The following is a 26,069-nucleotide window of genomic DNA, read 5'->3' as shown; positions in this document are numbered from 1 at the left end:
GGGCGGGGCTCAGAGGAGGCGGCGCTGGGCCGCCCAGCGGGTGAGCTCGTGACGGGACGACAGCTGGAGCTTGCGCAGGACCGCGGAGACGTGGGTCTCGACGGTCTTGATCGAGATGAACAGCTCCGACGCGACCTCGCGGTACGTGTACCCGCGCGCGATGAGGCGCATGACCTCCTGCTCGCGCGCGGAGAGCCGGTCGAGCTCGTCGTCGTGCACGGCGACGTCGCCCGCGCCCGTGCCGAACGCGTCGAGCACGAAGCCCGCGAGCCGCGGCGAGAACACCGCGTCGCCGCCCGCGACCTGCCCGACGGCGGCCGACAGGTCCGGCCCCGAGATCGCCTTCGTCACGTACCCGCGCGCGCCGGCGCGGATGACCGCGACGACGTCCTCCGCGGCGTCCGACACGGACAGCGCGAGGAACCGCACGTCGCCCAGCACGTCGGCGCAGCGCTGGATGACCTCCGCGCCCCCGCCGCCGTTCCCGCCGGGCAGGTGCACGTCGAGCAGCACGACCGGCGGCCGCAGCTCGTGCACGCGCGCGACCGCCGACCCCACGTCGTCCGCCTCGCCCACGACCGTGACGAGCGCCGGGTCGAGGCTCGCGCGCACACCGGCCCGGAACATGTGGTGGTCGTCGACGAGCACCACGGGCACCGGCCCGGTGGCGGGTGCGCCGTCGGGCGTCGCGCTGGGGATGGTCGTCACGGGGTCTCCTCGCTCGGTGCGGTCCGCGCCGGGCCGGGGTCCGTCGGCACGTCCGTCGACACGGCCCGCGGCACGCGCAACCGTACCTCGGTGCCCCACCCCGGCCTGCTGATGATCTCGGCCTTGCCCCCGCGGCGCTGCACGCGCCCGAGGATCGACTCGCGCACCCCGAACCGGTCGGGGGCGACGTCGTCCATGTCGAAGCCCTCGCCCCGGTCGCGGACGAACACCTCGACCGCCGCGTCGCTCACCTCGAGGTAGACGGAGTACGGCGGCCCGCCGTGCGCGACGGCGTTGACGAGCGCCTCGCGCGTCGCCTGGAGGAGCGCCGCCGTCTCCTGCGTCGGGGTGCAGTCCCCCACCACGACGACGTCGACGACGACCGGCCCCGGCTCGGGCGCACCGGGCGCCGCGCCGATCGGCTCGGCGCGGCGGCCCACGCGCCCGTCCTCGACCTCCGCCACGAGCGCGCGCAGCTCGGCGGCGAGCGACGTCCCGGGCGAGGGGCGGTCGTCGTAGAGCCACTCGCGCAGCTCGCGCTCCTGGGCGCGCGCGAGGCGCGCGACGGTGTCGGCGTCGGAGGACCGGGCGCGGATGAGGGCGAGCGTCTGGAGCACGGAGTCGTGCAGGTGCGCGGCGATGTCGGCCCGCTCGGCCTCGCGCGCCCGGGCGGCGCGCTCGTCGCCGAGCTCGCGCACGAGCCGCAGCCACCACGGAGCGAGCACGATCGCGACGCCGGCGAGCACCGCGACCGCGGCCACCGCGGCGCGCACGACCTGGGTGGGCCGCGCGTCCTGCCCCACGAGCAGCACGATGCCGACGAGCACGAGCACGACGCCGCCCGCGATGCGCACGACGCCGGCGGGCGTGCGCCCGCCCGCCCGCGTGAGCAGCCGCCCCCGCTCGACGGCGTCGAGCTGGCTCCACGCGAGCGCCGCGCCCGCGAGCGCGATGAGCACGGGGATGACCCAGGAGACCTCGACGTCGACGCCCGTGCGCAGCGCCACGAGCAGCGCGGCGCCGCCCAGGAGGACGACGCCGATCGCGACGTCGCGCACGGGCAGGCGCCGCACGCTCCCCTGGAGGCGCGGCGCGAGCCGGGACAGCGAGGCGGGGCGCTGCTCGTCGCGCGCGGCCAGCGGGTCGCCGGACGGGACGGTGAGCCACCAGAACACGTACAGCGCGACGCCCGCGCCGCCCGCGAGCGCGAGGAGCGCCATGACGAGGCGCACGACCCCGGCGCCGACGCCGAGGTGCGCCGCGAGGCCCGCGCACACGCCACCCACCCACCGGCCGCGCTCGGGGCGGCGCAGCGGCAGGTCGCGCGGTCGGGCGCCGGGCCGGGCTGCTGTCGTCACCCCCCGATCGTCACACGGCGCGGACGCCTCGAGCGCCCCCGGGCGGGGAAACCAGGGTCGGGCCCCGGACGGTTCAGGGTCGGGTCAGGGTGGCACCCGATACCGGCGGCGCCCCCCGCGCACCAGCATGGTGGTCATGAGCACTCCCGACCTCCCCGGACCCGGCGCCCAGCCCGGGAGCTCCGGCGGCGACACCGAGACACCCGGCGCGCAGCCGGGCACCGTCCCCCCGGGGCCGAGCGACCCCGACCACGGCGGCGGACCGGGCTGGACCGGCCCCGCCGGCCCGCCCCCGGGTGCACCGGGCGCGGCGCCGGGCGAGCCGCCCCGGCGTCCGAGCGGCGCCGACGGCTTCTTCGACGCGGTGCGCCGCGTCGGCATCTACCGGTCGGACGACCGCTGGATCGGCGGCGTCGCGTCCGGTGTCGCGGAGCGCTTCGGGATCGACCCGCTCGTCGTGCGCGGCCTGCTGTTCGTGACGTTCTTCCTCACCGGCGCCGGGCTCGTCCTGTACGGCGCGGCGTGGGCGCTGCTGCCCGAGCGTCGCGACGGCCGCATCCACCTCCAGGAGGCGTTCCGCGGCAACGTCGACGTCGCGCTGCTCGGCGCCGCGGCGTTCGTCGTGGTCGGGTTCTCGTGGGGCGGCGGCTGGTGGTCGTGGTGGGACGCGCTCCACCTCGGCTGGCTGACCGGCCTGTTCTGGGTCGCGGCCTTCGTCACCGTGGCGGTCGTCGCGGTCTCGGCGCTCACGCAGCGCGGCCCCCGCGGCGGCCAGGGCACGCCTCCGCAGGCTCCGCCGTGGCCGGGCGGTCCGGGCCACGGCCCGGGTGGTCCGGGTCACGGCCCGGGCGGCGCCGGTCCGGCGCAGGGCCCGTACGCCCCGGGCCACGGCCCGACGGCGACCCCCGGCGCCCCCGCGGGCGGCGCACCCTCGGACGCCCCGTGGGGCAGCCCCGGCCCGACGTACCCGGGCGGCCCGACGACGTCCGGCACCCCCGGCGGGTCGCCCGTGGGCGGTGCGCCGACGGGGACGCAGGACGACGCGGTCTGGTCGGCGGAGGCGAGCCCGTACGCCGCCCCCGCGCCCGGCGTGACCGCGCCCCTCCCCCCGCACGCGCCGTACGCCCCGTCCCCGCAGGGCGGCGCACCGCAGCCGCCGCTCCCTCCGCAGGCCGCGCGGGCCCCGCGCCCGCCGAAGCCCCCGCGCCCGCGCGGCCCGGGGGCGACGACGACCGGCGTCGTCGTCGGGCTGAGCCTCCTCCTGGGGGCGCTGCTCCTCGTGCTCGACCGCCAGGGCGCGCTGCCCTGGCCGGTGTTCCTGACCTGGGCGGGCCTCAGCGGGATCCTCGCGGGCCTCGCGATCGTGGTCAGCGGGCTCCGGGGCCGGACGAGCGGCGGCCTCGGCTGGCTCGCGGTGGTCCTGCTCGTCGTCGCGCTCCCCGCCTCGGCGTGGCGCACGACCCCGTTCACCGTGTTCGTCGACGACTCCGTGCGGACCGTCACCGACGGCACGCACCGCATCACCGACCCCGAGGTCGCCGAGGAGGGGTTCGGCGTGTCGTTCGGCGACCCGCGCATCGACCTGTCCGACCTGGACCTGTCCGACGCGACCGCCGGCTCGCCCGTCGAGGTCCCCGTCCGGCTCGGCGCGGGCGACGCGACGGTCGTCGTGCCGGACGGCGTCCCCGTCCGCGCCGAGGTCCAGGTGCTCGCGGGCAACGCGCGCTGGCACGTGGACGGCGACCGTCAGGAGATCGGCGGGGTCAGCACGCAGCCGGTGACGTTCGACAACGACGAGGTCCAGGCGGGCGACGACCCACTGCTCGTGCTGCAGGTCGAGGTCGGCGCCGGCCAGGTCACGATCGAGGAGGACTGATGAACGACGAGAACCGCCGCGACGACGACACGCGGCCGCTCGGGGACGAGCTGTTCGACCCCGCCCCCGCGCAGGGCCCCGAGCCGGCTCAGCAGCAGGAACGCCGGGAGGCGTCCGGGACGGACGCGACGGTCCCGCTCCCCGCCGTGACGCCCGCGGCCGACGCCCGCGCGACGACCCCGCTCCCGGCCGCGGCACCGTCCACCGACACCGGGGCCACGACGCCGCTGCCCGCCATGCCGCCGGCCGACCCGCTGTCGGTCGACGGGCCGCCCGCCGACGCGCCGCCCGTCGGTGCCCGGTCGGCCGGTGCCCCGTCGACTGGTGCGCCGCTCTACGGCGCGGCCCCGACGGCGTCGGGCGCCGACCCGTCGTCCACGGGCGGGGCGCCCGGCGCGGGCGCGGACCCCGGCCCGCTCCCGCGGCGCGGCCCGCGCGTCGCCACCATCGTGTGGGGCTTCGTCATCGTCGCCTTCGCCGTCGTGGTGCTCGCGGCCGCGCTCGGTGCCCGGGTCGACCTAGGGCTCGCGACGATCGTCGTGCTCGCCGCGGCGGGGGTCACACTCGTCGTCGGGTCGATCGTCTCCGGGGCACGACGCCGCCGGGGCTGAGCCGCACCGGGACCTCCGGGTACGCCGAGGGCCGTGGCACGTCGTGCCACGGCCCTCGGTGTGCCCGAGCGGCGCCGCCCCGCACGCTCTCCCCGGTGCGACCCGGTGGGAGCGGGTCCTCGGCGCCCGGACGGGCTGCCGGGACGGTCAGGGGGTCGGCTCATCGCCCCGCCGCGTCGGGCCGTCGGCCCGGTGCTCGGGCGTGGTCGGCCCGGTCGTCGTCGTGGGGGTGTCGGGCGACGCCGCGGGCGAGGAGCCCGGAGCGCTCGGCGTGCCCGTCCCGGCGGCACCGGTCGGCTCGACGGGCGTCGCGGTCGTGCCGGGAGCGGCCGCGCGGGCCTCGGCGCCGGGTGTCGAGAGCGCGGACGGGCGGCCCGGGGAGGTCGGCTCGGGACGCACGGGAGGCGCCGTCGGCGACGGCTCGACGTGCCCCGGCGTGGCGTGCGCGGGCGCGGCGTGCCGACCGGCGTCCGACAGGTCGCCCGACGACGAGTAGCCGCCCGGGGTCTCGACGGCGACGCTCGGCCCGCCCGCGAGCCGGCGCAGCGCGATGCCGACGAGGATGAACAGGATGCCCAGCCCGATGACGAGCGCGCACACCCCGAACGCGACGACGGACGTGAACAGCGACGCGCGCAGGAACGAGGCGGTCATGACGGTCTGGCGCGTCGGGTCGTCCTGGTCGAGCTCGGCGTAGGTCTTGCCGTCGCTCGCCTCGAGCGCGTGCTTGTTGATGACCTCGGCCTGCGCGTACGCGGTGAGCGGCCCGTTGACGTGGCGCCCCGCGAGGAACGACGCGTCGTCGGAGACGGTGATCTCCTCGGCGGACAGCTGGTTCGACACGACGATCCATGTGCCGATGCCCGCGAGGAGAAGGACGATGCCCGCGATGATCGACACGAGGCCGATGCCCCGTGCCCCCTTCGTCGGTGTGACGGTGACGGTGCTCGACATGGCGCGTTCTCCCCTTCGTCAGGACCCACCTGCAGCCGCCCGCGCGAGACGGCCCGCGGGTGCGGGCCGGTCACGGGACGGTCGAACCACCCATACGGGGCCCACGGTAGCGACGGGAGACGCCCACCGCGCGGCGAACGCGCACCTCAGGGCGGGCGCGGCGACGACCGCGCGGTCCGCCGGGGCCGGGATGGGAGGATGCGGTCCGTGCGCATCACCCACCTGACCGACTGCTACCTGCCGCTGCTCGGCGGCATCGAGACCCAGGTCGCGCGGCTCGCGCAGCAGCAGGCGGCCGCCGGTCACGACGTCGCGGTCGTCTGCACGACGCCCGCGCGCCCCGGCGCGCACGGCGTGTCGACCGAGCGGGACGGCGACGTCACGGTGCACCGGCTCGCCGCGCGCGTCCCGGGCGGGTACCCCGTGCACCCGCGCGCGCCGCACCACGTGGCGCGGGTCCTGCGGACCGACCGGCCCGACGTCGTGCACCTGCACATGGGCGTGCTGACGCCCTCCACCCAGGCGTCGCTGCGGACGGTCGTGCGCGCGGGGCTGCCCGCGGTCCTCACCGTGCACAGCGTCTGGGGCGGCGCGGAGCGCGCGTTCGCCGGGCTCGACCGCGTGGTCCGCTGGTCCCGCTGGCCCGTGCTGTGGTCGGCCGTGAGCGAGCTGACCGCCGCTCCCCTGCGTCGGATCGTCGGCGACCACGGCGAGGTCGTGGTGCTGCACAACGGCCTCGACCTCGACGCGTGGCGCGTCCCGCGCACCGAGCGCGCCGACCGCATGGAGGGCTCGGCCGTCCACGTCGTGGCCGCGACGCGGTTCGCGCCCCGCAAGCGCGTGCTGCCGTTCCTCGAGGTCGTGCGCGACGCCGTCGCGCGCCTCCCCGAGGGGGCGCTGCACGTGACGCTCGCCGGGGACGGCCCCGAGCTGGCCGACGCGCGGCGCCTCGTCGCCGAGCACGGGCTGGGGTCGGTCGTGTCGCTCCCGGGGCGGCTCGACGCGACGGGCCTCCAGCGGCTCTACGCGCGCGCCGACGTGTTCGCCGCCCCCGCCGTCGAGGAGGCGTTCGGCATCGCCGCGCTCGAGGGCCAGGCCGCGGGGCTGGCCGTGCTCACGCGCTCGCAGTCGGGCGTGGCGGAGCGCCTCACCGACGGCGTCGACGCGCTCGTGGCCGACGACGACGCCGGCCTCGCCGACGCGCTCGTGCGCCTCGCGACCGAGGACGGCCTGCTCGACCGGATCGTCGCCCACAACCGGGACGTGCCGTCGTCGGCGGGCTGGCCGCGCGTGCTCGCCGACGTGGAGCGGGCATACGAACGGGCCGCGACGATCGCCGTGGATCGTCGGGCCCGCCCGTCCCGCTAGGGGGTCACTCCCACTCGATGGTGCCCGGGGGCTTGCTCGTCACGTCGAGCACGACGCGGTTGACCTCGGAGACCTCGTTGGTGATGCGCGTCGAGATGACGGACAGCACGTCGTAGGGCAGGCGCGTCCAGTCGGCCGTCATCGCGTCCTCGGACGAGACGGGGCGCAGCACGATCGGGTGGCCGTAGGTGCGGCCGTCGCCCTGGACGCCGACCGAGCGGACGTCGGCGAGCAGCACGACCGGGCACTGCCAGATCTCCTGGTCGAGGCCGGCCTTCGTGAGCTCCTCGCGCGCGATCGCGTCGGCGGCGCGCAGCGTCTCGAGGCGGTCCGCCGTGACCTCGCCGACGATGCGGATGCCCAGCCCGGGGCCCGGGAACGGCTGCCGCGCGACGATCTCCTCGGGCACGCCGAGCTCGCGGCCGACCGCGCGGACCTCGTCCTTGAACAGCGTGCGCAGCGGCTCGACGAGCGAGAACTGCAGGTCGTCGGGCAGGCCGCCGACGTTGTGGTGGCTCTTGATGTTCGCCGCGCCCTCGCCGCCGCCGGACTCGACGACGTCCGGGTAGAGCGTGCCCTGCACGAGGAACTTCACCTCGGCGCCGTGCTCGCCCGCGTCCTCGACGATCTGGCGCGCCGCGTCCTCGAACACGCGGATGAACTCGCGACCGATGATCTTGCGCTTGGTCTCCGGGTCGCTGTGCCCGGCGAGCGCGGTGAGGAACCGCTCCTTCTCGTCGCGGATCACGAGGTTGACGCCCGTCGCCGCGACGAAGTCGCGCTCGATCTGCTCGACCTCGCCCGCGCGCATCAGCCCGTGGTCGACGTGCACGCACGTGAGCTGGTCACCCACCGCGCGCTGCACGAGCGCCGCGGCGACGGCGGAGTCCACGCCGCCCGAGAGGGCGCAGATGACGCGCGCGTCGCCGACCTGGGCGCGGATCGCCGCGACCTGGTCCGCGATGACGTTGCCGGGCGTCCAGTCCGGGGCGAGACCCGCGCCGTCGTACAGGAAGTGCTCCAGCACGGTCTGGCCGTGCGCGGAGTGCTTGACCTCCGGGTGCCACTGCACGCCGTAGAGGCGACGCTCGCGGTCCTCGAACGCGGCGACCGGCGAGCCCGACGACGTCGCGAGGACCTCGAAGCCCTCGGGCGCGCGGTGCACGGCGTCGCCGTGGCTCATCCACGTGGTCTGGTTCTGCGGCGTGCCGTCGAGCAGCACGCCCGCGGCGCACACCTCGACCTCGGTGCCGCCGTACTCGCGCAGGCCCGTCTGGGCGACCTCGCCGCCGAGGGCCTTCGCCATGGCCTGGAAGCCGTAGCAGATGCCCATGACGGGCACGCCGGCCTCGAACAGCGCCGGGTCGACGAACGGGGCACCCGTGGCGTACACGGACGAGGGACCGCCCGAGAGGATGATCGCGGCCGGGTCCTTGGCGAGCATCTGCTCGACCGTGAAGGTGTGCGGCACGATCTCGGAGTAGACCTTGGCCTCGCGCACGCGGCGCGCGATGAGCTGCGCGTACTGGGCGCCGAAGTCGACGACGAGCACGGGCCGCGGGGTCGAGGCCACCTCGGCGGTGGTGGGGGTGTCGGGAGCGGTGGCGGGTGACGTCACCCGTCCAGGATAGTCGCCGTGCGGCGGGGCTCGTCCCGCGTCTCAGGCGTCGGTGCGCACCTCGGCGCGCGCCGCGACGCGCTCGCGCAGGGCGCGGGCGGCCGCCTCCGGGTCGCTCGCCGCCGTGATCGCGCGCACCACCACGATCCGGGTCGCGCCCGCGTCGAGGACCGCGTCGAGCCGGTCCGCGTCGATCCCGCCGATCGCGAACCACGGCGTCGCGGGCCGGGTCGCCGCGACGTCGCGCAGCAGGTCCAGGCCGACGGCGGCCCGCCCCGGCTTCGTCGGGGTCGCCCACAGCGGGCCTACGCAGAAGTAGTCCACCGCCGGGTCGGCCTCCGCCGCGGCCGCCTGCGCGGCCGAGTGCGTGGACCGGCCGAGCACGGGCCCCGCGCCGAGCAGCGCCCGCACGGCCGGGACCGGCAGGTCGCCCTGGCCCATGTGCACGACCGGCGCGCCCGTGACCGACGCCACGTCCGCCCGGTCGTTCACGGCCCACAGCGCGCCGTGCTCCGTCGCGACGCGCGCGACGAGCTCCTGGAGCTCGAGCTCCCGCGCGACGTCGAGCGTCTTGTCGCGGAGCTGCACGACGTCCACCCCGCCCGCGAGCGCCGCCCGCAGGAAGTCCTCGAGGTCGCCGCGCTCCTCGCGCGCGTCCGTGCAGAGGTAGAGCCGCGCGTCGGCGAGCCGGGCGCGTGCGGCGTCCGCCGCCGACGGGGCGGGAGTGGCCGGGGTGGTGGAGGTCTCGGAGCTCACCCGCGGGAGCCTAACCTCGGCGGGCCCACGGCAGGAGGTACTGTGGCCGACAGCACGGGAGCCCCGCACGGGGCTGAGAGGGCGTCGCCGCCGACCGTCGAACCTGATCTGGGTCATGCCAGCGAAGGGAGCGCACATGAGCCTGTCCGTCCACCCGTCCGCGGGTGGCTCCGTCGTGCCCGACGGCGCGCGTGACGTCGTCGTCGTGGGGGGCGGGATCGTGGGTCTCGCCGTCGCGTGGCGCGCGGCGCGCGCGGGCCTGACCGTCACGGTGCTCGACCCGGCGCCGGGCGCGGGCGCGACGCATGCCGCCGCGGGGATGCTGGCGCCGGTGACCGAGGCCGACTTCGGGGAGGAGGCCGCCCTGCGGCTCCACCTCGCGGCCGCCGCGGCGTGGCCGGCGTTCGCCGCGGACCTGCGCGCGGCGACGGGGGCGGACGTCGGGCTGCGGACCGCCGGGACGCTCACCCTCGCCTACGACGCGGACGACCTCGCGCTGCTCCGCCGCGTCCTCGCGCTGCACGCCGCGCGCGGTCTCGCGTCGCACGAGCTCACCGTCGCCGACGCGCGCCGCCGCGAGCCGTACCTGGGCCCGCGCGTCGCCGGGGCGGCGTGGGCCCCCGCGGACCACGCGGTCGACCCGCGCGCGACGCACGCCGCGCTGCTCGCGGCGGTCGGCGGGCGCGACGCCGCGGGTGCGGGCTCGGCCACCGGGGCGCGCGTCGTCCGCGCGTCCGCGACCCGGCTCGCGCTCGATGCCGGGCGCGTGGTCGGCGTGCACGACGACGCCGGCCGGCTCCACCGCGCGGGTGCGGTCGTCGTCGCGGCGGGCTGGCAGTCGGGCGCCCTCCTCGCGGACGTGCCGGGCGTCGTCGTGCCCACGCGCCCGGTGAAGGGTCAGACGCTGCGGCTCGACGCCGGCCCGGACCTCGCGCTGGAGCACGTCGTGCGCGGGCTCGTGCAGGGCCGGCCGGTGTACGTCGTGCCGCGCGACGCCGAGCCGGCGGGGCCGCGCGCGGGTCACCGGGAGGTCGTCGTCGGGGCCACCACCGAGGAGAACCCGGACGACCGCCGCGCCACCGCCGGCGGGGTCTTCGCGCTCCTGCGGGACGCGCGCGCCCTCCTGCCGGGGATCGACGAGGCCGCGCTGGTCGAGGTGACGCCGCGGGGGCGTCCCGCGACCCCGGACAACCTCCCGCTCGTCGGGCCGACGGACGTCCCGGGGCTGCACCTCGCGACGGGCCACGGCCGCAACGGCATCCTGCTCGCCCCGCTCACGGCCGACGCCGTCGTCGCCGGGCTCGGCGGGCTCTCCGGCCTGGGCGGGACCGAGCCCAGGGACGACGTCGCGACCGCCCTCGCCACCGCCCGGACCGACCGCTTCGCCCGCACCGCCACGACACCGAGGTGAGACCCGTGACCGCACCCGCACCCACCGCGCTCGTCAACGGCGAGCCGTACCCGCTCGACGGCGACGTCGACCTGGAGCGGCTCGTCGCCGCGCTCGTCCCCGCCTACGTCGCCGACGGCACGCCGCAGGGCGTCGCGGTGGCCGTCGGGGACGCCGTCGTGCCGCGCGGCGCCTGGGCGACGACCGTCGTCGCGCCCGGGGACCGCATCGAGATCGTCACCGCCGTCCAGGGCGGCTGAGGAGGAGCCATGACCACGACCGACGTCTCCCCCGCCACCGCGAGCGGCCCGGCCGTCGCCGACGACCCGCTCGTCGTCGCCGGCACGCCCGTCGGGTCGCGCCTCGTCATGGGCACCGGCGGGGCCGCGAACCTGCTCACGCTCGAGGACGCGCTCGTCGCGTCGGGCACCGCCCTGACGACCGTCGCGATGCGACGCGTCGCCGTCCGCGCCGGCGGGGACGCGAGCCCCGACGCGGGGATCTGGGCGCTGCTCGCCCGCCTCGGCATCCGCGCGCTGCCCAACACCGCCGGGTGCTTCTCCGTGCGGGAGGCCGTGCTCACCGCGCACCTCGCGCGCGAGGCGTGCGGCACCGAGTGGGTCAAGCTCGAGGTGATCGCCGACGACGTGACCCTCCTGCCCGACCCGGTCGGCCTCGTCGAGGCGGCCGACCAGCTCGTGCGCGACGGGTTCGTCGTGCTGCCCTACACGAACGACGACCCGATCCTCGCGCGCCGGCTGGAGGACGTCGGCTGCGCCGCCGTCATGCCCCTCGGGGCACCCATCGGCACGGGGCTCGGCATCCTCAACCCGCGCAACATCGAGGCGATCGCCGCCGCGGCCCGGGTGCCCGTCATCCTCGACGCGGGGATCGGCACGGCGTCCGACGCCACGCTCGCCATGGAGCTCGGCTGCGACGGAGTGCTCCTCGCGACGGCCGTCACGCGCGCCGCCGACCCGGTCCGCATGGCCCGCGCGATGCGCCTCGCCGTCGAGTCGGGCCGGCTCGCCGCGGGCGCCGGGCGCATCCCCCGCCGCGAGGGCGCCCTGGCGAGCTCGTCCCCGCAGGGCCGCCTGGACCTGGCCCTCTGACCCCGTCCACCAGGCCGTCCCGGCGGGCCGAGCAGGCCATCCCGGCTCGTCCGTCGACCAGGACGTGCCACGACCACCTGGTCGACGTGCAGGGGGCTAGAGGGTGGGGGTCTTCAGGGCGTCGAGGAGGGCCTGGACGCCGCCGACGACGGAGCGGGCGTCGAGGCCCGCCGCGCGGGCGGCGTCGGCGACGCGGGCCGACCGGCCGCCGACCGCGCACACCACGAGCACCGGGCGGTCGGCGGGCAGGTCCGCGAGCGCCGCGGCGGCACCGGGGTCCTGCGTGCCGCCGAGGAACGCGCCGCTCGGGACGAGCGTCGACCCGGGGAGCGGGCGCACCTGCGCCTCCCAGTCCTCGCGGACGTCGAGCAGGAAGGGTGCGGCGTCGTCGGCCCGCAGCAGGGCGGCCGCGTCAGGGGCGGACACGTCGCGCGGCGCGGGCCCCGCGGCCCCGGTCGGCCCCGCCCCGGCACCGGGCGTCGCCACGGCCTGCGCCGCGGGCCGGAGCCCGCAGAACGCGGCGTAGGCGTCGTCGCCCGGCAGGAGCGCGGTGACGGGCTCGCGCGTCGGGTCGGCGCGCACGGTGAGCTGGCGCCACGAGAGGTCGAGGGCGTCGTAGACGGCGAGGCGGCCCAGCAGCGTGGTGCCGGCGCCGGTGACGAGCTTGATCGCCTCGGTCGCCATGACGGAGCCGACGGTGCCGCACATCGCGCCGAACACGCCGCCGGTCGCGCAGTCGGGTGCCGCGCCCGGGGGCGGCGGGACGGGGAACACGTCGCGGTAGGTGACCCCGCGCGGGCCCTGCTCCCCCGACCCCGCCGCGGGATCGGGACCCGCGGCGTCCGGGTGCGGGGCGTCGTCGGGCACGGCGAACCGGGGCGCGGCCCAGAAGACGCTGACCTGTCCCTGGAAGCGGTAGATCGAGCCCCAGACGACGGGCAGGCCGAGGACCTCGGCCGCGTCGGAGACGAGGTAGCGGGTCGGGAAGTTGTCGGCGCCGTCGAGCACGACGTCGTAGCCGCGCAGCACGTCGAGCGCGTTGTCCGCGTCGAGCCGCAGCGCGTGCTCGACGACCTGGACGTGCGGGTTGACGTCCGCGATGCTCTCGCGCGCGGAGTCGACCTTGCGACGTCCGACGTCCGACCCGCCGTGGATGACCTGGCGCTGGAGGTTCGACGTGTCGACGGCGTCGTCGTCGACGATGCCGATCGTGCCGACGCCCGCGGCGGCGAGGTAGAGCAGCGCGGGGCTGCCGAGGCCGCCCGCGCCGACGACGAGCACGCGCGCGGCCGCGAGCCGCCGCTGGCCCTCGGTACCGACGCCCGGCAGCGCGAGGTGGCGCGCGTAGCGCTCGAGCTCCGGCGTCGAGAGCTCGGGACCGGGCGCGACGAGGGGCGCGAGCGGCGTGGTCATGCCGCGTACTGCTCCTCCAGCGCGACGAGCTTCGCGTCGGCCTCGGCGTGCACCTTCTTCTCGAGGATGAACGACATGACCGGCACGACGCCGGCGAACACCATCGTCGCGAGGCGGCCCCAGCCCCAGCGCATCTTGGTCCACAGGTCGAGCACGGTGACGAGGTACACGACGTAGATCCAGCCGTGCGCGAAGGGGATCCAGGACACGTAGCGCATGATCCCGTCGACGTCGACGAACGCACCAACCCCGTACTTGACGAGCATCTCGACGCACAGGATCAGCAGCATCACACCGGTGATGATCGCGAGGACCCGGTAGCGCGCGAGCGCGCCGCGCGCCTTGCGGATCGCGGTGCGCGCGGCCTCCGCGCTGGGGGCCGCCGCGTCGGCGGGAGCGACGACGGGCGCGTCGGTGGGGGTGGCCGGGTCCTGCGTGGTCATGGGAGAGGTCCTCGTTCCGGGCGAGACGGCCGCGGCGGTCTCCGCCGCGTGCGGTGGCGTGACGCGGTCGCCGCGTTAAACCGTCGCCGCGTGTCGGACGCCGAACCTAGGGTAGAACACCGTGCGACCCCTCCCCCTCCCCGACCCGGGGACCCCCGACCTGCGCGGTCCCTCCCGTTACCTCCTCTGGATCGCCCGGCGCCAGTGGACGGTGCTCACGGTGTCCGTGCTGCTCGGCCTCGTGAACTTCGCGTGCCAGGCGTTCCAGCCGTACATGCTCGGCCGCGCGCTCGACGAGGGGCTCACCGCCGGGTTCGGTGCCGAGCTGTGGCGCTGGGCGGGCCTCCTGCTCGCGCTGGGCCTGGGCATCGTCGTCACGGGCGTGACGCAGCACCGGTTCGACATCGCGAACTGGCTGCGCTCGGCGCTCACGACGTCGCAGCTCGTGGGCGACGTCACGGCCCGCTCGGGCGACGCGATCACCGAGGAGCTCCCGACGGGCGAGGTCGTGTCCACCGTCGCGAGCGACGCGATGCGCGTCGGCCAGCTCTTCTCGATGATGGGCCAGTTCCTCGGCGCGCTCGGCGCGTACGTCGTCGTGGCGGTCATCATGCTCTCGACGTCGCTCCAGCTCGGGCTCGTCGTCGTGCTGGGCCTGCCGGTCGTCGCCGCGGTGCTCGCGCTGCTCGTCAAACCGCTCCAGCAGCGCCAGGCCGCGCAGCGCGAGGCGCAGGGCCGCCTGACGACGCTCGGCGCGGACACCGTCTCGGGCCTGCGCATCCTGCGCGGGATCGGCGGCGAGGGCGTGTTCGTGGGCCGCTACGCGCGGCAGTCGCAGAAGGTCCGCGAGGCCGGCGTGAAGGTCGCGCACACCCAGGCCACGCTCGACGCGCTCCAGGTGCTCCTGCCCGGCCTGCTCGTCGTGCTCGTCGTCTACCTCGGCGCGACGGCGGCCCTGCGCGGCGAGATCACGCCCGGGCAGCTCGTCGCGTTCTACGGGTACGCGGCGTTCCTCGGCTGGCCGCTGCAGGTCGCGACGCAGATGCTCAACATCGCGACGCGCGCCCACGTCGCCGCGCGCAAGATCGTGCGCGTCCTCGCGGTCGAGCCGGCCGCGGGCGCGACCCCGGCCACCGCGCCCATGCCGCCCGAGGGCAGCCCCCTCGTCGACGAGACGAGCGGCCTGGTGCTCGAGCCGGGACGCGTCGTCGCGCTCGTCTCGGCGGACCCGGACGCGTCGGCGGCCGTCGCGACCCGGCTGGGGCGGTTCGACGACGCCGCGGAGGCGGCCACGCCCGTGCGGCTCGGCGGGACGCCGCTCGCCGCGCTCGACAAGCACGCGCTCCGGCGCCGCGTCGTCGTCGCCGAGGCGACGCCCCAGCTCTTCTCGGGCGCGCTGCGCGACGAGCTCGACGCGCGCGGCACCGCGACGGAGGCCGAGGTGCTCGCCGCGGTGAGCACGGCCGACGCGCACGACGTGCTCGACTCCGTGCCCGACGGCCTCGCGGGCGAGCTGCCCGAGAAGGGGCGGTCGCTCTCGGGCGGCCAGCGCCAGCGCGTCGCGCTCGCCCGGGCGCTCCTCACGGACCCGGAGATCCTCGTCCTCGTCGAGCCGACGAGCGCCGTCGACGCGCACACCGAGGCGCGGATCGCCGCGAGCCTCGCGCAGGCCCGCCGCGGGCGCACGACCCTCGTCGTCACGGCGTCGCCGCTCGTGCTCGAGCACGTCGACGAGGTGCTGCTCCTCGAGGACGGCCGGGTCACGGCGCGCGGCACGCACCGCGACCTCGTCGACCGCGCCCACTCCCCCGCGACCGCACCGGACGACGACGCGGCCCGGTACCTGCGCGTCGTCGGGCGCTCGCTCGACGACACCCCCGCCCTCGCCCGCACCGCACCCGAAGGAGGCCAGGCATGAGGCTCCCCGTCGCCGACGGCCCCGCCGTCCGCGCCGCCGCCGGACGCCTGTTCGCCCGGCACCGCGGCACGTTCGTGCTCATCGCCGTCCTCCACACCCTGGCTGCGGTCGCGGGCCTCGTGGGGCCGTGGCTCCTCGGCCGGCTCGTCGACGCCGTCACGGAGGGCACCACGTCGTCGTACGTGACGACGGTCGTCGCCGTGGGCGCGGGCGCGGTCGTCGCGCAGGCCGTCCTGCGCCGGTACGCGCAGCGCCTGTCCATGGTGTTCGGCGAGACGGTGTTCGCCGAGCTGCGCGAGGACCTCGTCGAGACGGTGACGTCGCTGCCGCTGTCCACGGTCGAGCGCGCGGGCACGGGCGACCTCGTGGCACGCACGACGAACGACGTCGACCGCATCCAGCACGCCGTGCGGTTCGGCGTGCCGCAGCTCCTCGTCGCGGTCGTCACGCTCGTGCTCACGGCCGTGGCAGCCGTCGTGGTCGCACCCCTCGTCGCGCTCGCGCTGTTCGTGGGCGTGCCGCTGCTCGTCGTCGTGTCGCGGTGGTACCTCAAGCGCGCGTCGGCCGGCTACCAGCGCGAGGCCGCCGCCTACGCGACGCTCAACGGCACCATCACCGAGAGCGTCGAGGGCGCGCGCACGGTCGACGCGCTCTCGCTCACCGAGCGCCGCCAGGCGCGCGTGCGTGCCGACCTCACCGAGGCGTTCGAGGCGGAGCGGTACACCCTCGGGCTGCGCACCGTGCTGTTCCCGGGCATCGACCTGGCCATCGCGATCGCGCCCGTCGCGGCGCTCGTGTGGGGCGCGTGGCTGCTCTCGCAGGGCCAGACGACGCTCGGCGCCGTGGCCACGGTGACGACCTACGCGTTCCAGCTCGCCGGGCCGGTGTGGAACCTCATCTTCTGGCTCGACGAGATCCAGGTGGCCGCGGCGTCGTACGCGCGCATCGTCGGCGTCGCGCAGGTGCCCGGCGACCGCACCCCGACGGGCGACGTGCCCGACGGCGACCGCCTCGTCGCACGCGACGTCGAGTACGCCTACCGCGAGGGCCACCCCGTGCTGCACGGCGTCTCGCTCGACCTCGAGCCGGGCGAGCGGCTCGCCGTCGTCGGGCCGTCGGGCGCGGGCAAGTCGACCCTCGGACGCATGCTCGCGGGCATCCACCCCCCGACGGCGGGCTCCGTCCGCTCCGGCGGCGTGCGGCTCGTCGACCTGCCGCTCGAGGACCTGCGGCGCGAGGTCGCGCTCGTCACGCAGGAGCACCACGTGTTCGTCGGCACGCTCGCGGACAACCTGCGCCTCGCGAAGGTCGACGCGGAGGAGGCCGAGCTGCTCGACGCGCTCGACGCCGTCGACGCGCGTGGGTGGGCCGAGTCGCTGCCCGAGGGCCTCGCGACGACCGTGGGGTCGGGCGGGCACGTGCTCACCCCGGCGCAGGCGCAGCAGCTCGCGCTCGCGCGCCTCGTGCTGCTCGACCCGCACACGCTCGTGCTCGACGAGGCGACGTCGCTCCTCGACCCCCGGGCGGCTCGCCACCTCGAGCGCTCGCTCGACGCCGTGCTGGCCGGCCGGACGGTCGTCGCGATCGCGCACCGCCTGCACACCGCGCACGACGCCGACCGCGTCGCCGTGGTCGACGGCGGCCGCATCAGCGAGATCGGCCCGCACGACGAGCTCGTCGCCGCGGGCGGCGACTACGCGCGGCTGTGGCACTCCTGGCAGCAGGAGTAGCACCGTTCGGTGCCAAGATGGTGCCGATGCCTGGAACCACGAGCGCCACCCCGCACGACCTCCCGACCCTCCCGAGCCCCTGGCGGGCCCGGGTCCCCGGCTATGCCGACATCGACGCGCTCGTCCGGCTGCGGCGCCTGGACGAGCTCCAGGGGACGGGCTCGACGCACGTCGACCCCGCCGGGATCGAGTCCGAGGTCACGGGGCTGGCCTCCTGGACGCGGCGCCAGCTGGTCGCCGTCGGGCCCGACGACGTCCCCCGCGCCTGGGTGACCGTGCACGACCGCGCCGCCGGGCGGGCCACCGTCTGGGGCTACTTCGACCGCGACGTGGCCGAGGTCGACGCGATCGCGGACGCGTTCTACCGCTGGGCGGAGCGCACCGCGGTCGCGATGGCGCGCCTGCGCGGCGTGACGGCGACGCGCCTCGACGAGAGCCCGTTCGCCGACGACGCGCGCCAGGCGCAGTGGCTGACCCGGGCCGGGTACGCGCGGCGGCGCAGCTGGCTGCACATGACGCGCCCCGTGGTCCCCGACGAGGCCGCGCTCGCCCCGCGCGCCGGGGTCACGGTCCGCCCGGTCGAGCGGCACGAGAACGGGATGCCCGTCGCGGCCGACCTCCAGGTCGTGCACCAGATGCTGGAGACGTCCTTCCAGGACCACTTCAACTCCTACCGCGAGAGCTTCTCGGAGTTCGTGCAGCGGCTCCGCGAGGACCCGGGCCACAGCTGGGACCACTGGTGGCTCGCGTACGTGGACACCGACGACGGCCACCGCGTCCCCGCGGGCACGGTCGTGTGCTCGTCGATCGCCGCGGGCGAGAGCGGCGCGCCGGGCACCTACGTCGAGTACATCGGGGTGACGCGCGCCGCCCGCGGCCGCGGCGTGGCGAAGTCGCTGCTCGCGACGGTGATCGCGGACGCCGCCCGGGACGGTCGCGACCGCGTCGCGCTCGAGGTCGACGCCGACTCCCCCACGAAGGCCGACCAGCTCTACCGCTCGCTCGGCTGGGAGACGGACTACGTCACCGAGTCGTGGTTCAAGGACCTCGACCTCGACGGCTGACCGCGGGCGGCCGGGACGCGCAGCCGGGTCGGGGGCCCGGGCCCGGACTCGGGGCCGGGGCCGGACGCGCCGGTGCCCGGCCGTCGCGGACGACGACCGGGCACCGGGTGACGCCGCGTCGGGTGGCTGACGGAGTCAGCCGACCCGACGGGACGAGCGCGTCAGAAGCACGAGACGTGGATCGCCACCGACGCGTCGGTCGACGTCGCGTAGGCGGTGCCCTGGCCGTCGTAGTCGTACATCGTCACCGCCGCGCCCGCGCTGTTGCGCGCGCTGTTGGTCGTCCCGTTGACCCGGAGCGACACGTTCGTCGGCGCGCTCGCCGTGATCTTCGCGTCGCGGGTGCCGCAGTTGTACGGCGTGGTCCTGCTCGCCGCGCTCGCGCTCGCCGCCGGGGCGAGGACCAGACCGATCGTGACCGCTGCCACCGCGAACGGTGCAAGACGCTTCTTCATGGAGTACCCCCGTGTCTCTCCGACCGCCGGGCGACGTCGACCGGCGGACCGCCCGGACGCTCTGTCCGGGCGGGATAAGACTGAGGTCCGTACATATGTCCGGCCAGCGCTGTGTCACGTGGTGAGACGGCGGTCCGTTCGCTCCCGGCCCGGGACGCGGCGCGTGCGCTCCCGACCCGCTCTCAGGGGGTCGTTCGCGGGCCCGTCGCGTCGGCGTCGGCCGGCCCGGGGAGGCCGGCGATCCCGGCGTCCTCCCCGCGCGCGCGGCGCTTGCCACCCGCCGCCTCGTCACGCACGAGCCGGACCCACAGCAGCACGGCGAACCCACCGAACACCCACCACTGGAGCGCGTAGAACAGGTTCTGCAGGTTGAGCCCCGTGCCGCCCTCGATCGTCGGGCGCGGGAGCTGGGCCGGGCCGCCGTCGGCCGCCGACGGCTGCGCCGGGTCCGAGGACAGCAGCACGAGGTAGCCCGAGTAGATCGGTCCGCCCCACGCGTTGACCAGCTCGCCCGTGGAGATCGCGTCGGTGCGGCCGGGGGCGGAGCCGCCCTGCCCGGCGGCCTCGGACGCCTGGAGGTAGCCGGTGAGGCGCACGACGCCGTCCGGCGGGTCGAGCGCGGCGCTCGCGTCGGGCGACTCGACCCAGCCCCGCACGACAGGCAGGACCGGGGCGCCCGAGAGGTCGGCCCACGACGCGCCCTGGGTGCCGTCGTCGGTCACGTGGAGCGGGGTGAGCACGAGGTAGCCGGTGCGGCCGTCGAGCGCGCGGCCCTCGACGAGGAGCTGCCCCTCCGCGTCGTACTCGCCCTCGACCCAGGCCTGCCGCCCGACGAGCTCGCCGGGGAACGTGGACTGCGGCGGGAGCAGCACGCCGACGCCCTCGGGGCCGGCGGCCTCGAGCTCGGCGGCCTCGTGCTGCGCCGCGAGCTCGGCACGCTGCTGGGCGCGGTCGAGCTGCCAGACGCCGAGCCGCGCGCACACGGCCGCGGCGACGAGGAGGAGCACGAGCAGCCCGACGACCCGGGGCTGGCGGGCGACCGCCCAGAACGAGCGGGGCGCGGTGGGCTCGGGCACGACCCCACGGTATCCGGGGCGCGGGCGGGTCCCCGCATCCGGACCGCCTGGCGGGCGAACGTCACACGCCGCCCACCGGCCCTCGGGGCCGGGGACAACGTCCTCGGCCGTGGTTCCCGGGCGCGGGACCTTGGACCTTTTGTGCCGTCGTGGGCGCAGGTCACACCGCCGGGCGCCAGGAGGAATAGTGCAGGCCCCCGGTCGATGGGGTTGTATGAAGCCGTAGTCGTTCACGGACCCTTCCCCCGCAGGAGCGTGAGATGAGCACGACCACCGTCACCGAGTCCACCGCCTGGCAGCCCGCCGAGATCGCACCGCTCGACGACGACACCCTGCGTCGGGTCGACGCCTGGTGGCGCGCGGCGAACTACCTCTCAGTCGGCCAGATCTACCTGCTCGACAACCCGCTGCTGCGCACGCCGCTGGACCGCGAGGACGTCAAGCCGCGCCTCCTGGGCCACTGGGGCACCACGCCGGGCCTCAACTTCCTCTACGCGCACCTCAACCGCGCGATCGCGCAGCGCCGCCAGTCGACGATCTACGTCGCCGGCCCCGGCCACGGCGGCCCCGGCCTCGTCGCGAACGCGTACCTCGAGGGGACGTACTCCGAGACCTACTCGGACGTCACCCAGGACACCGAGGGCCTGCGCCGGCTGTTCCGCCAGTTCTCCTTCCCGGGCGGCATCCCGAGCCACGTCGCGCCGGAGACGCCCGGGTCGATCCACGAGGGCGGTGAGCTGGGCTACGCGCTCTCCCACGCGTACGGCGCGGCGTTCGACAACCCCGACCTGCTCGTCGCCGCGGTCGTCGGCGACGGCGAGGCGGAGACGGGCCCGCTCGCGACGAGCTGGCACTCGAACAAGTTCGTCAACGCGCGCAACGACGGCGTCGTCCTGCCGATCCTGCACCTCAACGGCTACAAGATCGCCAACCCGACGGTGCTCGCGCGCATCAGCGACGACGAGCTGCGCGACCTCATGATCGGCTACGGCCACACGCCCTACTTCTTCACGGGCGGGTTCGACGGCGAGGACCACTTCGAGGTGCACCGCCGCTTCGCGCAGCTCCTCGACGAGGTGCTCAACCACATCGCGCAGATCAAGGCCGACGCCGCGGCGGGGAACGACGAGCGTCCCGCGTGGCCGATGATCGTGTTCCGCACGCCGAAGGGCTGGACGTGCCCGCCGGTCATCGACGGCAAGAAGACCGAGGACTCGTGGCGCGCGCACCAGGTGCCGCTCGCGAGCGCCCGGGACACGCCGGAGCACCTCGAGGTGCTGCGCGGCTGGCTCGAGTCCTACCGGGCCGACGAGCTGTTCGACGAGGACGGCCGCCTGGTCGACGACGTCGCCGCGCTCGCCCCCGAGGGCACGCTCCGCATGAGCGACAACCCGCACGCGAACGGCGGCCTCCTGCTCAAGGACCTCCGCCTGCCGGACTTCCGCGACTACGCCGTGGACGTCACGGGGCCGGGCAGCAGCATCGCCGAGTCGACGCGCGTCCTCGGCCAGTGGCTCACCGACGTCGTGCGGAAGAACCCGGACAACTTCCGGATCTTCGGCCCCGACGAGACGGCGTCGAACCGCCTCCAGGCCGTGTACGAGGTCACGGACAAGCAGTGGAACGCCGACTTCTTCGGGCCCGACGTCGACGAGCACCTCGCGCGCGCCGGCCGCGTCATGGAGATGCTGTCGGAGCACCAGTGCCAGGGCTGGCTGGAGGGCTACCTGCTCACCGGGCGGCACGGCCTGTTCACGAGCTACGAGGCCTTCATCCACATCGTCGACTCGATGTTCAACCAGCACGCGAAGTGGCTCAAGGTCACGAACCACATCCCGTGGCGGCGCCCGGTCGCGAGCCTCAACTACCTGCTGTCGAGCCACGTGTGGCGCCAGGACCACAACGGCTTCAGCCACCAGGACCCGGGCTTCATCGACCACGTCGTGAACAAGAAGGCCGAGATCGTCCGCGTCTACCTGCCGCCGGACGCGAACACGCTGCTCTCGACGTACGACCACTGCCTGCGCTCGCGCCAGTACGTGAACGTCGTCGTGGCGGGCAAGCAGCCCGCGCCGCAGTTCCTGTCGATGGACCAGGCGATCGCGCACTGCTCACGCGGCCTCGGCATCTGGGACTGGGCCGGCACCGAGGTCGAGGGCGAGGACCCGGACGTCGTGCTCGGCGCCGCGGGCGACGTGCCCACGCTCGAGGTGCTCGCCGCGGCGGACATCCTGCGCCGGCGCATCCCCGACCTCAAGGTCCGGGTCGTCAACGTCGTGGACCTCATGCGGCTCCAGGACGAGAAGGAGCACCCGCACGGCCTGTCGGACAAGGACTTCGACACGCTCTTCACGACGGACCGGCCGGTCATCTTCAACTACCACGGCTACCCGTGGCTCATCCACCGCCTCACGTACCGCCGCACGAACCACGCGAACATCCACGTGCGCGGCTACAAGGAGGAGGGCACCACCACCACCCCGTTCGACATGGCCATGCTCAACGACATCGACCGCTACCACCTGGTGATCGACGTCATCGACCGTGTGCCGTCCCTGCGCTCGACCTACGCGGGCCTGCGCCAGGAGATGGTCGACGCGCGGCTGACGGCCCGCCAGTACACCCGCGAGCACGGGGAGGACATCCCCGAGGTGCGCGACTGGGTGTGGCCGGACGTCGGCGAGACGGCGACCGAGGAGGGTGGCCCGCAGTACAACGGCGCGAGCGCCGCCGTGCAGGACACCGGAGGAGACAACGAGTGAGCGACACCGCTCGCAGCATCTACATCACCTCGCCCGAGGGCGAGACGGGCAAGTCCACGATCGCGCTGGGGGTCCTCGACCTGCTGGTCCGCAAGGTCCAGCGGGTCGGGGTCTTCCGGCCGGTCACCCGGGCCGCCGGCCCGGACGTGCAGGACTACGTGCTCGAGCTCCTGCTCGCGCACGACGGCGTGGACGTCACCGCCGAGCAGGCGATCGGCGTCACGTACGAGGACGTCCACGCCGACCAGGAGGCCGCGCTCTCGCGGATCGTGGCCCGGTACCACGAGGTCGCGAGCCAGTGCGACTTCGTGGTCGTCGTGGGCACGGACTACACCGACGTCGCCGGGCCGACCGAGCTGTCGTTCAACGCGCGCGTCGCGGCGAACCTCGGCGCACCGGTCCTCCTCGTCGTCTCCGGCAAGGGCCGCACGCCCGACGCCGTGGGCAACCTCATCGAGGTGAGCGTCGCCGAGCTGCGCTCGCAGCACGCGCAGCCCATCGGCGTCGTCGCGAACCGCGTGCAGCCGGACGACCTCGACGCGGTGCGCGCGCTGCTCGGGTCGCTGGGACCGGACGGCGAGCCGCTCGCGGGCGGGACGTCGTCGGGCCCGACGGCGCAGCCCGCCCCGGGTACGCGGCTGCCGGGCTGGGCCGTGCCCGAGGACCCGTTCCTCGACGCGCCGACCGTGCGGATCCTCATGGAGGCCGTCGGCGGGACGCTCGCGTTCGGCGAGGAGGAGCTCCTCGCTCGCGAGGCGACCGACCTGCTCGTCGGAGCGATGTCGTTCGAGCACCTGCTCGACCGGCTCACCGACGGCGCCGTCGTCATCACGCCCGGCGACCGGGTGGACATCCTCATCGGGCTGCTCGCCGCCCACTCGGCGTCGGGCTTCCCGTCGCTCGCGGGCGTCATCCTCAACGGCGGTTTCTTCCCGCCCGAGTCGACGGCGCGCCTCGTCGCTGACCTCGACCCGAGCCTGCCGATCATCCGCACCGACCTCGGGACGTTCCGCTCGGCGAGCGCCGCCGCGAGCGCCCGGGGCCGCGTGACCAAGGAGTCGCAGCGCAAGGTCGACACGGCGCTCGCGCTGTTCGAGCAGAGCGTCGACGGCGCGGCGCTCCTCGCGGGGCTCGACGTGCCCCGGCCCGAGGTCGTCACGCCGCTGATGTTCGAGTACGAGCTGCTGTCGCGCGCCCGTGCGGACCGCAAGCACGTCGTGCTGCCCGAGGGCGACGACGACCGCATCCTGCGCGCCGCGTCCACGCTGCTCGGCCGCCAGGTCGCGGAGCTGACGATCCTCGGGGAGGAGCAGAAGGTCCGCGCCCGCGCGGCGGAGCTCGGCCTCGACATCGACGCCGCGCACGTCATCAGCCCGCACGACCCGGAGCTCGTGGAGCGGTTCGCCGCGGAGTACCAGCGGCTGCGCGCGCACAAGGGCATGACGCTCGAGGAGGCGCGCGAGCGCGTCCAGGACGTGTCCTACTTCGGCACGATGATGGTCCACCTCGGGCTCGCGGACGGCATGGTGTCGGGCGCGAAGCACACGACGGCGCACACCATCAAGCCGTCGTTCGAGATCATCAAGACCCAGCCGGGCGTGTCCGTCGTCTCGTCCGTGTTCCTCATGTGCCTGCAGGACCGCGTGCTCGTCTACGGCGACTGCGCGGTCATCCCCGACCCGACGGCCGAGCAGCTCGCGGACATCGCGATCTCCTCGGCGGCGACGGCGCAGCAGTTCGGCGTCGACCAGCGGGTCGCGATGCTGTCGTACTCGACCGGCGAGTCCGGGTCGGGGGCCGACGTGGACAAGGTGCGCCGGGGCACGGCGCTCGTGCGCGAGCGCCGCCCCGACCTGTTCGTCGAGGGCCCGATCCAGTACGACGCGGCCGTGGACGCGTCCGTCGCGGCGTCGAAGATGCCGGGCTCGGACGTCGCGGGGCGCGCGACCGTGTTCATCTTCCCGGACCTCAACACGGGCAACAACACCTACAAGGCGGTCCAGCGCTCGGCGGGCGCCGTAGCGGTGGGCCCGGTCCTCCAGGGCCTCAACAAGCCGGTGAACGACCTCTCGCGCGGCGCGCTCGTGCAGGACATCGTCAACACCGTCGCGATCACCGCGATCCAGGCGCAGGCCCCGGCCGACGCCGCCGACCCCACCTCTGACTCCCAGGGAGCCACGTCATGACGATCCTGCCCGAGGGCGAGCGCCCCAACCCCTACAGCGCGTACGGCGCGCACGGGTCCGTGCTCGTCATGAACTCGGGGTCGTCCTCGCTCAAGTACCAGCTCGTCAACCCCGTCGGGGGCGAGGCGATCGCCGCGGGCACGATCGAGCGCATCGGCGAGGAGTCCGGGATCATCAAGCACCGGTTCGCCGGGAACACCACGACGCGCGAGGAGCCCGTCGCGGACCACGGGCACGCGCTGCGCATCGCGCTGAGCATGTTCGACGAGGTCGGCCCGACCCTCTCGGACGCCGACGTGTACGCGGTGGGGCACCGCGTCGTGCAGGGCGGCTCGCTGTTCGCCGACCCGGTCCTCGTCGACGACGGCGTGCTCGAGCGGATCCGCTCGCTGTCCCCGCTCGCGCCGCTGCACAACCCGGCGAACGTCAAGGGCATCGAGGTCGCGCGGTCGCTGCTCGGCGACGTGCCGCACGTCGCGGTGTTCGACACCGCGTTCTTCCAGCGGCTGCCGCAGCACGTCGCGACGTACGCCCTGGACGCCGAGGTCGCCGAGAAGTACGCGATCCGCCGCTACGGCGCCCACGGCACGAGCCACCAGTACGTGTCCGGGAAGGTCGCGCGCGTCCTCGGGCGCCGGATCGAGGGTCTGAACACGATCGTGCTGCACCTCGGCAACGGCGCCTCGGCGTCGGCCGTCAAGGGCGGCGTGCCGGTCGAGACGTCGATGGGCCTGACCCCGCTCGAGGGCCTCGTCATGGGCACGCGCACGGGCGACATCGACCCCGCGGTCGTGTTCCACCTCGCGCGCAACGCGGGCATGAGCATCGACGAGATCGACGACCTGTTCAACAAGCGCTCGGGCGTCAAGGGCCTGTCCGGCGTGAACGACTTCCGCGAGCTGCACCGGCTCATGGAGGCGGGCCACGAGGGTGCCCGCCTCGCGTTCGACGTGTACATCCACCGGCTGCGCAAGTACGTCGGCGCGTACGCCGCCGTGCTCGGCCGCGTGGACGTCGTCGCCTTCACCGCGGGCGTCGGCGAGCACGACGCCGAGGTGCGCGCCGCCGTCGTCGAGGGGCTCGAGCCGCTCGGCCTCGCGGTCGACCCGGACCGCAACGCCGTCGACTCCGGTGAGCCGCGCGTCATCTCGCCGGACTGGACGAGCACGCTCGTCATGGTGGTCCCGACGATGGAGGAGCTCGCCATCGCGCGCCAGTCGGTCGAGGTCGTCGAGGCGGCCTCGCGCGCCGGCTGATCCCCGCACGCCCGG

21 protein-coding genes and 1 riboswitch are annotated in these 26,069 nt (G+C 75.6%); of the genes, 12 read left to right on the top strand and 9 right to left on the bottom strand.

Annotated elements, in window-relative coordinates; genetic code table 11:
* Positions 1-9: 9 nt before the first annotated feature.
* Together BXA05_RS11825 and BXA05_RS11820 are read right to left on the bottom strand one after the other, a co-directional pair.
* Positions 10-708 (bottom strand): LuxR C-terminal-related transcriptional regulator, encoded by a 699-nt coding sequence (locus BXA05_RS11825; protein WP_021483838.1) that lies wholly within the window; start codon positions 706-708, stop codon positions 10-12.
* Entirely contained in the window at positions 705-2,066 is a 1,362-nt protein-coding gene (locus BXA05_RS11820) for an ATP-binding protein (protein WP_076405112.1), read from the bottom strand. The genes BXA05_RS11825 and BXA05_RS11820 overlap by 4 nt, the downstream gene beginning before the upstream one ends.
* A 136-nt stretch (positions 2,067-2,202) precedes the next feature.
* Between BXA05_RS11820 and BXA05_RS11815 the strand changes: the two genes are divergently transcribed.
* A complete protein-coding gene (locus tag BXA05_RS11815; RefSeq protein WP_143311136.1) occupies positions 2,203-3,942 on the top strand; it encodes a PspC domain-containing protein in 1,740 nt (579 codons plus the stop codon).
* Positions 3,942-4,553, top strand: a complete 612-nt coding sequence (locus BXA05_RS11810; RefSeq protein WP_076405110.1) for a hypothetical protein — start codon at positions 3,942-3,944, stop codon at positions 4,551-4,553. The genes BXA05_RS11815 and BXA05_RS11810 overlap by 1 nt, the downstream gene beginning before the upstream one ends.
* Before the next feature lie 147 nt (positions 4,554-4,700).
* On the opposite strand, the gene BXA05_RS20760 is transcribed toward BXA05_RS11810, so the two are convergent.
* Positions 4,701-5,507 carry a hypothetical protein gene (locus BXA05_RS20760; RefSeq protein ID WP_076405109.1) on the bottom strand — a complete coding sequence of 269 codons (807 nt, stop codon included), beginning with the start codon at positions 5,505-5,507 and terminating at the stop codon, positions 4,701-4,703.
* Positions 5,508-5,714: 207 nt separating this feature from the next.
* Between BXA05_RS20760 and BXA05_RS11800 the strand changes: the two genes are divergently transcribed.
* On the top strand, positions 5,715-6,875 hold the full coding sequence (locus BXA05_RS11800; protein WP_076405326.1) for a glycosyltransferase family 4 protein: 1,161 nt from the start codon (positions 5,715-5,717) through the stop codon (positions 6,873-6,875).
* 4 nt (positions 6,876-6,879) lie between these two features.
* Here BXA05_RS11800 and guaA read toward each other — a convergent pair whose 3' ends face one another.
* Together guaA and thiE are read right to left on the bottom strand one after the other, a co-directional pair.
* A complete protein-coding gene (guaA, locus tag BXA05_RS11795) occupies positions 6,880-8,493 on the bottom strand; it encodes a glutamine-hydrolyzing GMP synthase (RefSeq protein WP_061268633.1) in 1,614 nt (537 codons plus the stop codon).
* Between the two features lie 42 nt (positions 8,494-8,535).
* On the bottom strand, positions 8,536-9,249 hold the full coding sequence (gene thiE / locus BXA05_RS11790; RefSeq protein WP_061268634.1) for a thiamine phosphate synthase: 714 nt from the start codon (positions 9,247-9,249) through the stop codon (positions 8,536-8,538).
* A gap of 44 nt (positions 9,250-9,293) precedes the next feature.
* A riboswitch (TPP riboswitch) is annotated at positions 9,294-9,396 on the top strand.
* On the opposite strand from thiE, the gene thiO reads away from it, so the two are divergent.
* The 3 genes from thiO to BXA05_RS11775 all read left to right on the top strand — a co-directional run bounded on the left by thiO (position 9,386) and on the right by BXA05_RS11775 (position 11,751).
* Complete coding sequence (gene thiO / locus BXA05_RS11785) at positions 9,386-10,660, top strand: glycine oxidase ThiO (RefSeq protein ID WP_083711831.1); 1,275 nt, start codon at positions 9,386-9,388, stop codon at positions 10,658-10,660. (Overlaps the previous riboswitch by 11 nt.)
* 5 nt (positions 10,661-10,665) lie before the next feature.
* Positions 10,666-10,899 (top strand): sulfur carrier protein ThiS, encoded by a 234-nt coding sequence (thiS, locus tag BXA05_RS11780; RefSeq protein ID WP_076405108.1) that lies wholly within the window; start codon positions 10,666-10,668, stop codon positions 10,897-10,899.
* 9 nt (positions 10,900-10,908) lie between these two features.
* Complete coding sequence (locus BXA05_RS11775; protein ID WP_076405107.1) at positions 10,909-11,751, top strand: thiazole synthase; 843 nt, start codon at positions 10,909-10,911, stop codon at positions 11,749-11,751.
* Between the two features lie 96 nt (positions 11,752-11,847).
* Here BXA05_RS11775 and BXA05_RS11770 read toward each other — a convergent pair whose 3' ends face one another.
* Together BXA05_RS11770 and BXA05_RS11765 are read right to left on the bottom strand one after the other, a co-directional pair.
* Positions 11,848-13,164: a ThiF family adenylyltransferase gene (locus tag BXA05_RS11770; RefSeq protein ID WP_061268637.1), complete on the bottom strand. Its 1,317-nt coding sequence runs from the start codon at positions 13,162-13,164 to the stop codon at positions 11,848-11,850.
* Positions 13,161-13,607: a DUF3817 domain-containing protein gene (locus BXA05_RS11765; protein WP_081600117.1), complete on the bottom strand. Its 447-nt coding sequence runs from the start codon at positions 13,605-13,607 to the stop codon at positions 13,161-13,163. Before BXA05_RS11765 ends, BXA05_RS11770 begins: the two co-directional genes overlap by 4 nt.
* Positions 13,608-13,728: 121 nt before the next feature.
* On the opposite strand from BXA05_RS11765, the gene BXA05_RS11760 reads away from it, so the two are divergent.
* From BXA05_RS11760 to BXA05_RS11750, 3 genes are read left to right on the top strand one after another with little or no spacing between them, the layout of a single operon-like run.
* A complete protein-coding gene (locus BXA05_RS11760; protein ID WP_061268638.1) occupies positions 13,729-15,525 on the top strand; it encodes an ABC transporter ATP-binding protein in 1,797 nt (598 codons plus the stop codon).
* The gene (locus BXA05_RS11755) at positions 15,522-17,255 is read left to right on the top strand and encodes an ABC transporter ATP-binding protein (protein WP_076405106.1); all 1,734 of its coding nucleotides are present in this window, start codon (positions 15,522-15,524) and stop codon (positions 17,253-17,255) included. Before BXA05_RS11760 ends, BXA05_RS11755 begins: the two co-directional genes overlap by 4 nt.
* Positions 17,256-17,281: 26 nt before the next feature.
* Positions 17,282-18,319 carry a GNAT family N-acetyltransferase gene (locus BXA05_RS11750; RefSeq protein ID WP_211435857.1) on the top strand — a complete coding sequence of 346 codons (1,038 nt, stop codon included), beginning with the start codon at positions 17,282-17,284 and terminating at the stop codon, positions 18,317-18,319.
* A 161-nt stretch (positions 18,320-18,480) separates the two neighbouring features.
* Here the strand turns inward: BXA05_RS11750 and BXA05_RS11745 are convergent, their stop codons facing one another.
* Both BXA05_RS11745 and BXA05_RS11740 read right to left on the bottom strand, forming a co-directional pair.
* On the bottom strand, positions 18,481-18,774 hold the full coding sequence (locus BXA05_RS11745; protein ID WP_034654148.1) for a hypothetical protein: 294 nt from the start codon (positions 18,772-18,774) through the stop codon (positions 18,481-18,483).
* 182 nt (positions 18,775-18,956) lie between these two features.
* Positions 18,957-19,850 (bottom strand): SURF1 family protein, encoded by an 894-nt coding sequence (locus BXA05_RS11740; RefSeq protein ID WP_061268641.1) that lies wholly within the window; start codon positions 19,848-19,850, stop codon positions 18,957-18,959.
* A 260-nt stretch (positions 19,851-20,110) separates the two neighbouring features.
* On the opposite strand from BXA05_RS11740, the gene BXA05_RS11735 reads away from it, so the two are divergent.
* The 3 genes from BXA05_RS11735 to BXA05_RS11725 are packed head-to-tail and all read left to right on the top strand — an operon-like array spanning position 20,111 to position 26,054.
* Positions 20,111-22,612, top strand: coding sequence for a phosphoketolase family protein (locus BXA05_RS11735; protein ID WP_076405104.1), 2,502 nt, complete (start codon positions 20,111-20,113; stop codon positions 22,610-22,612).
* Positions 22,609-24,798, top strand: a complete 2,190-nt coding sequence (gene pta, locus BXA05_RS11730; protein WP_076405103.1) for a phosphate acetyltransferase — start codon at positions 22,609-22,611, stop codon at positions 24,796-24,798. The genes BXA05_RS11735 and pta overlap by 4 nt, the downstream gene beginning before the upstream one ends.
* Complete coding sequence (locus BXA05_RS11725; protein ID WP_043656335.1) at positions 24,795-26,054, top strand: acetate/propionate family kinase; 1,260 nt, start codon at positions 24,795-24,797, stop codon at positions 26,052-26,054. The genes pta and BXA05_RS11725 overlap by 4 nt, the downstream gene beginning before the upstream one ends.
* The last annotated feature ends 15 nt before the right edge of the window (positions 26,055-26,069 follow it).

The sequence above is a fragment of the Cellulosimicrobium funkei genome (assembly GCF_900155925.1).
Classification (GTDB): domain Bacteria; phylum Actinomycetota; class Actinomycetes; order Actinomycetales; family Cellulomonadaceae; genus Cellulosimicrobium; species Cellulosimicrobium funkei.
This window is presented reverse-complemented; position numbering and strand designations above follow the sequence as displayed.

Coding starts and splice junctions, on each gene's coding strand:
- BXA05_RS11815 (WP_143311136.1), top strand. CDS start 2,203: ATGAGCACTCCCGACCTCCCCGGACCCGGCGCCCAGCCCGGGAGCTCC.
- BXA05_RS11810 (WP_076405110.1), top strand. CDS start 3,942: ATGAACGACGAGAACCGCCGCGACGACGACACGCGGCCGCTCGGGGAC.
- BXA05_RS20760 (WP_076405109.1), bottom strand. CDS start 5,507: ATGTCGAGCACCGTCACCGTCACACCGACGAAGGGGGCACGGGGCATC.
- thiO (WP_083711831.1), top strand. CDS start 9,386: ATGAGCCTGTCCGTCCACCCGTCCGCGGGTGGCTCCGTCGTGCCCGAC.
- BXA05_RS11775 (WP_076405107.1), top strand. CDS start 10,909: ATGACCACGACCGACGTCTCCCCCGCCACCGCGAGCGGCCCGGCCGTC.
- BXA05_RS11770 (WP_061268637.1), bottom strand. CDS start 13,164: ATGACCACGCCGCTCGCGCCCCTCGTCGCGCCCGGTCCCGAGCTCTCG.
- BXA05_RS11765 (WP_081600117.1), bottom strand. CDS start 13,607: ATGACCACGCAGGACCCGGCCACCCCCACCGACGCGCCCGTCGTCGCT.
- BXA05_RS11755 (WP_076405106.1), top strand. CDS start 15,522: ATGAGGCTCCCCGTCGCCGACGGCCCCGCCGTCCGCGCCGCCGCCGGA.
- BXA05_RS11750 (WP_211435857.1), top strand. CDS start 17,282: ATGCCTGGAACCACGAGCGCCACCCCGCACGACCTCCCGACCCTCCCG.
- BXA05_RS11745 (WP_034654148.1), bottom strand. CDS start 18,774: ATGAAGAAGCGTCTTGCACCGTTCGCGGTGGCAGCGGTCACGATCGGT.
- BXA05_RS11735 (WP_076405104.1), top strand. CDS start 20,111: ATGAGCACGACCACCGTCACCGAGTCCACCGCCTGGCAGCCCGCCGAG.
- BXA05_RS11725 (WP_043656335.1), top strand. CDS start 24,795: ATGACGATCCTGCCCGAGGGCGAGCGCCCCAACCCCTACAGCGCGTAC.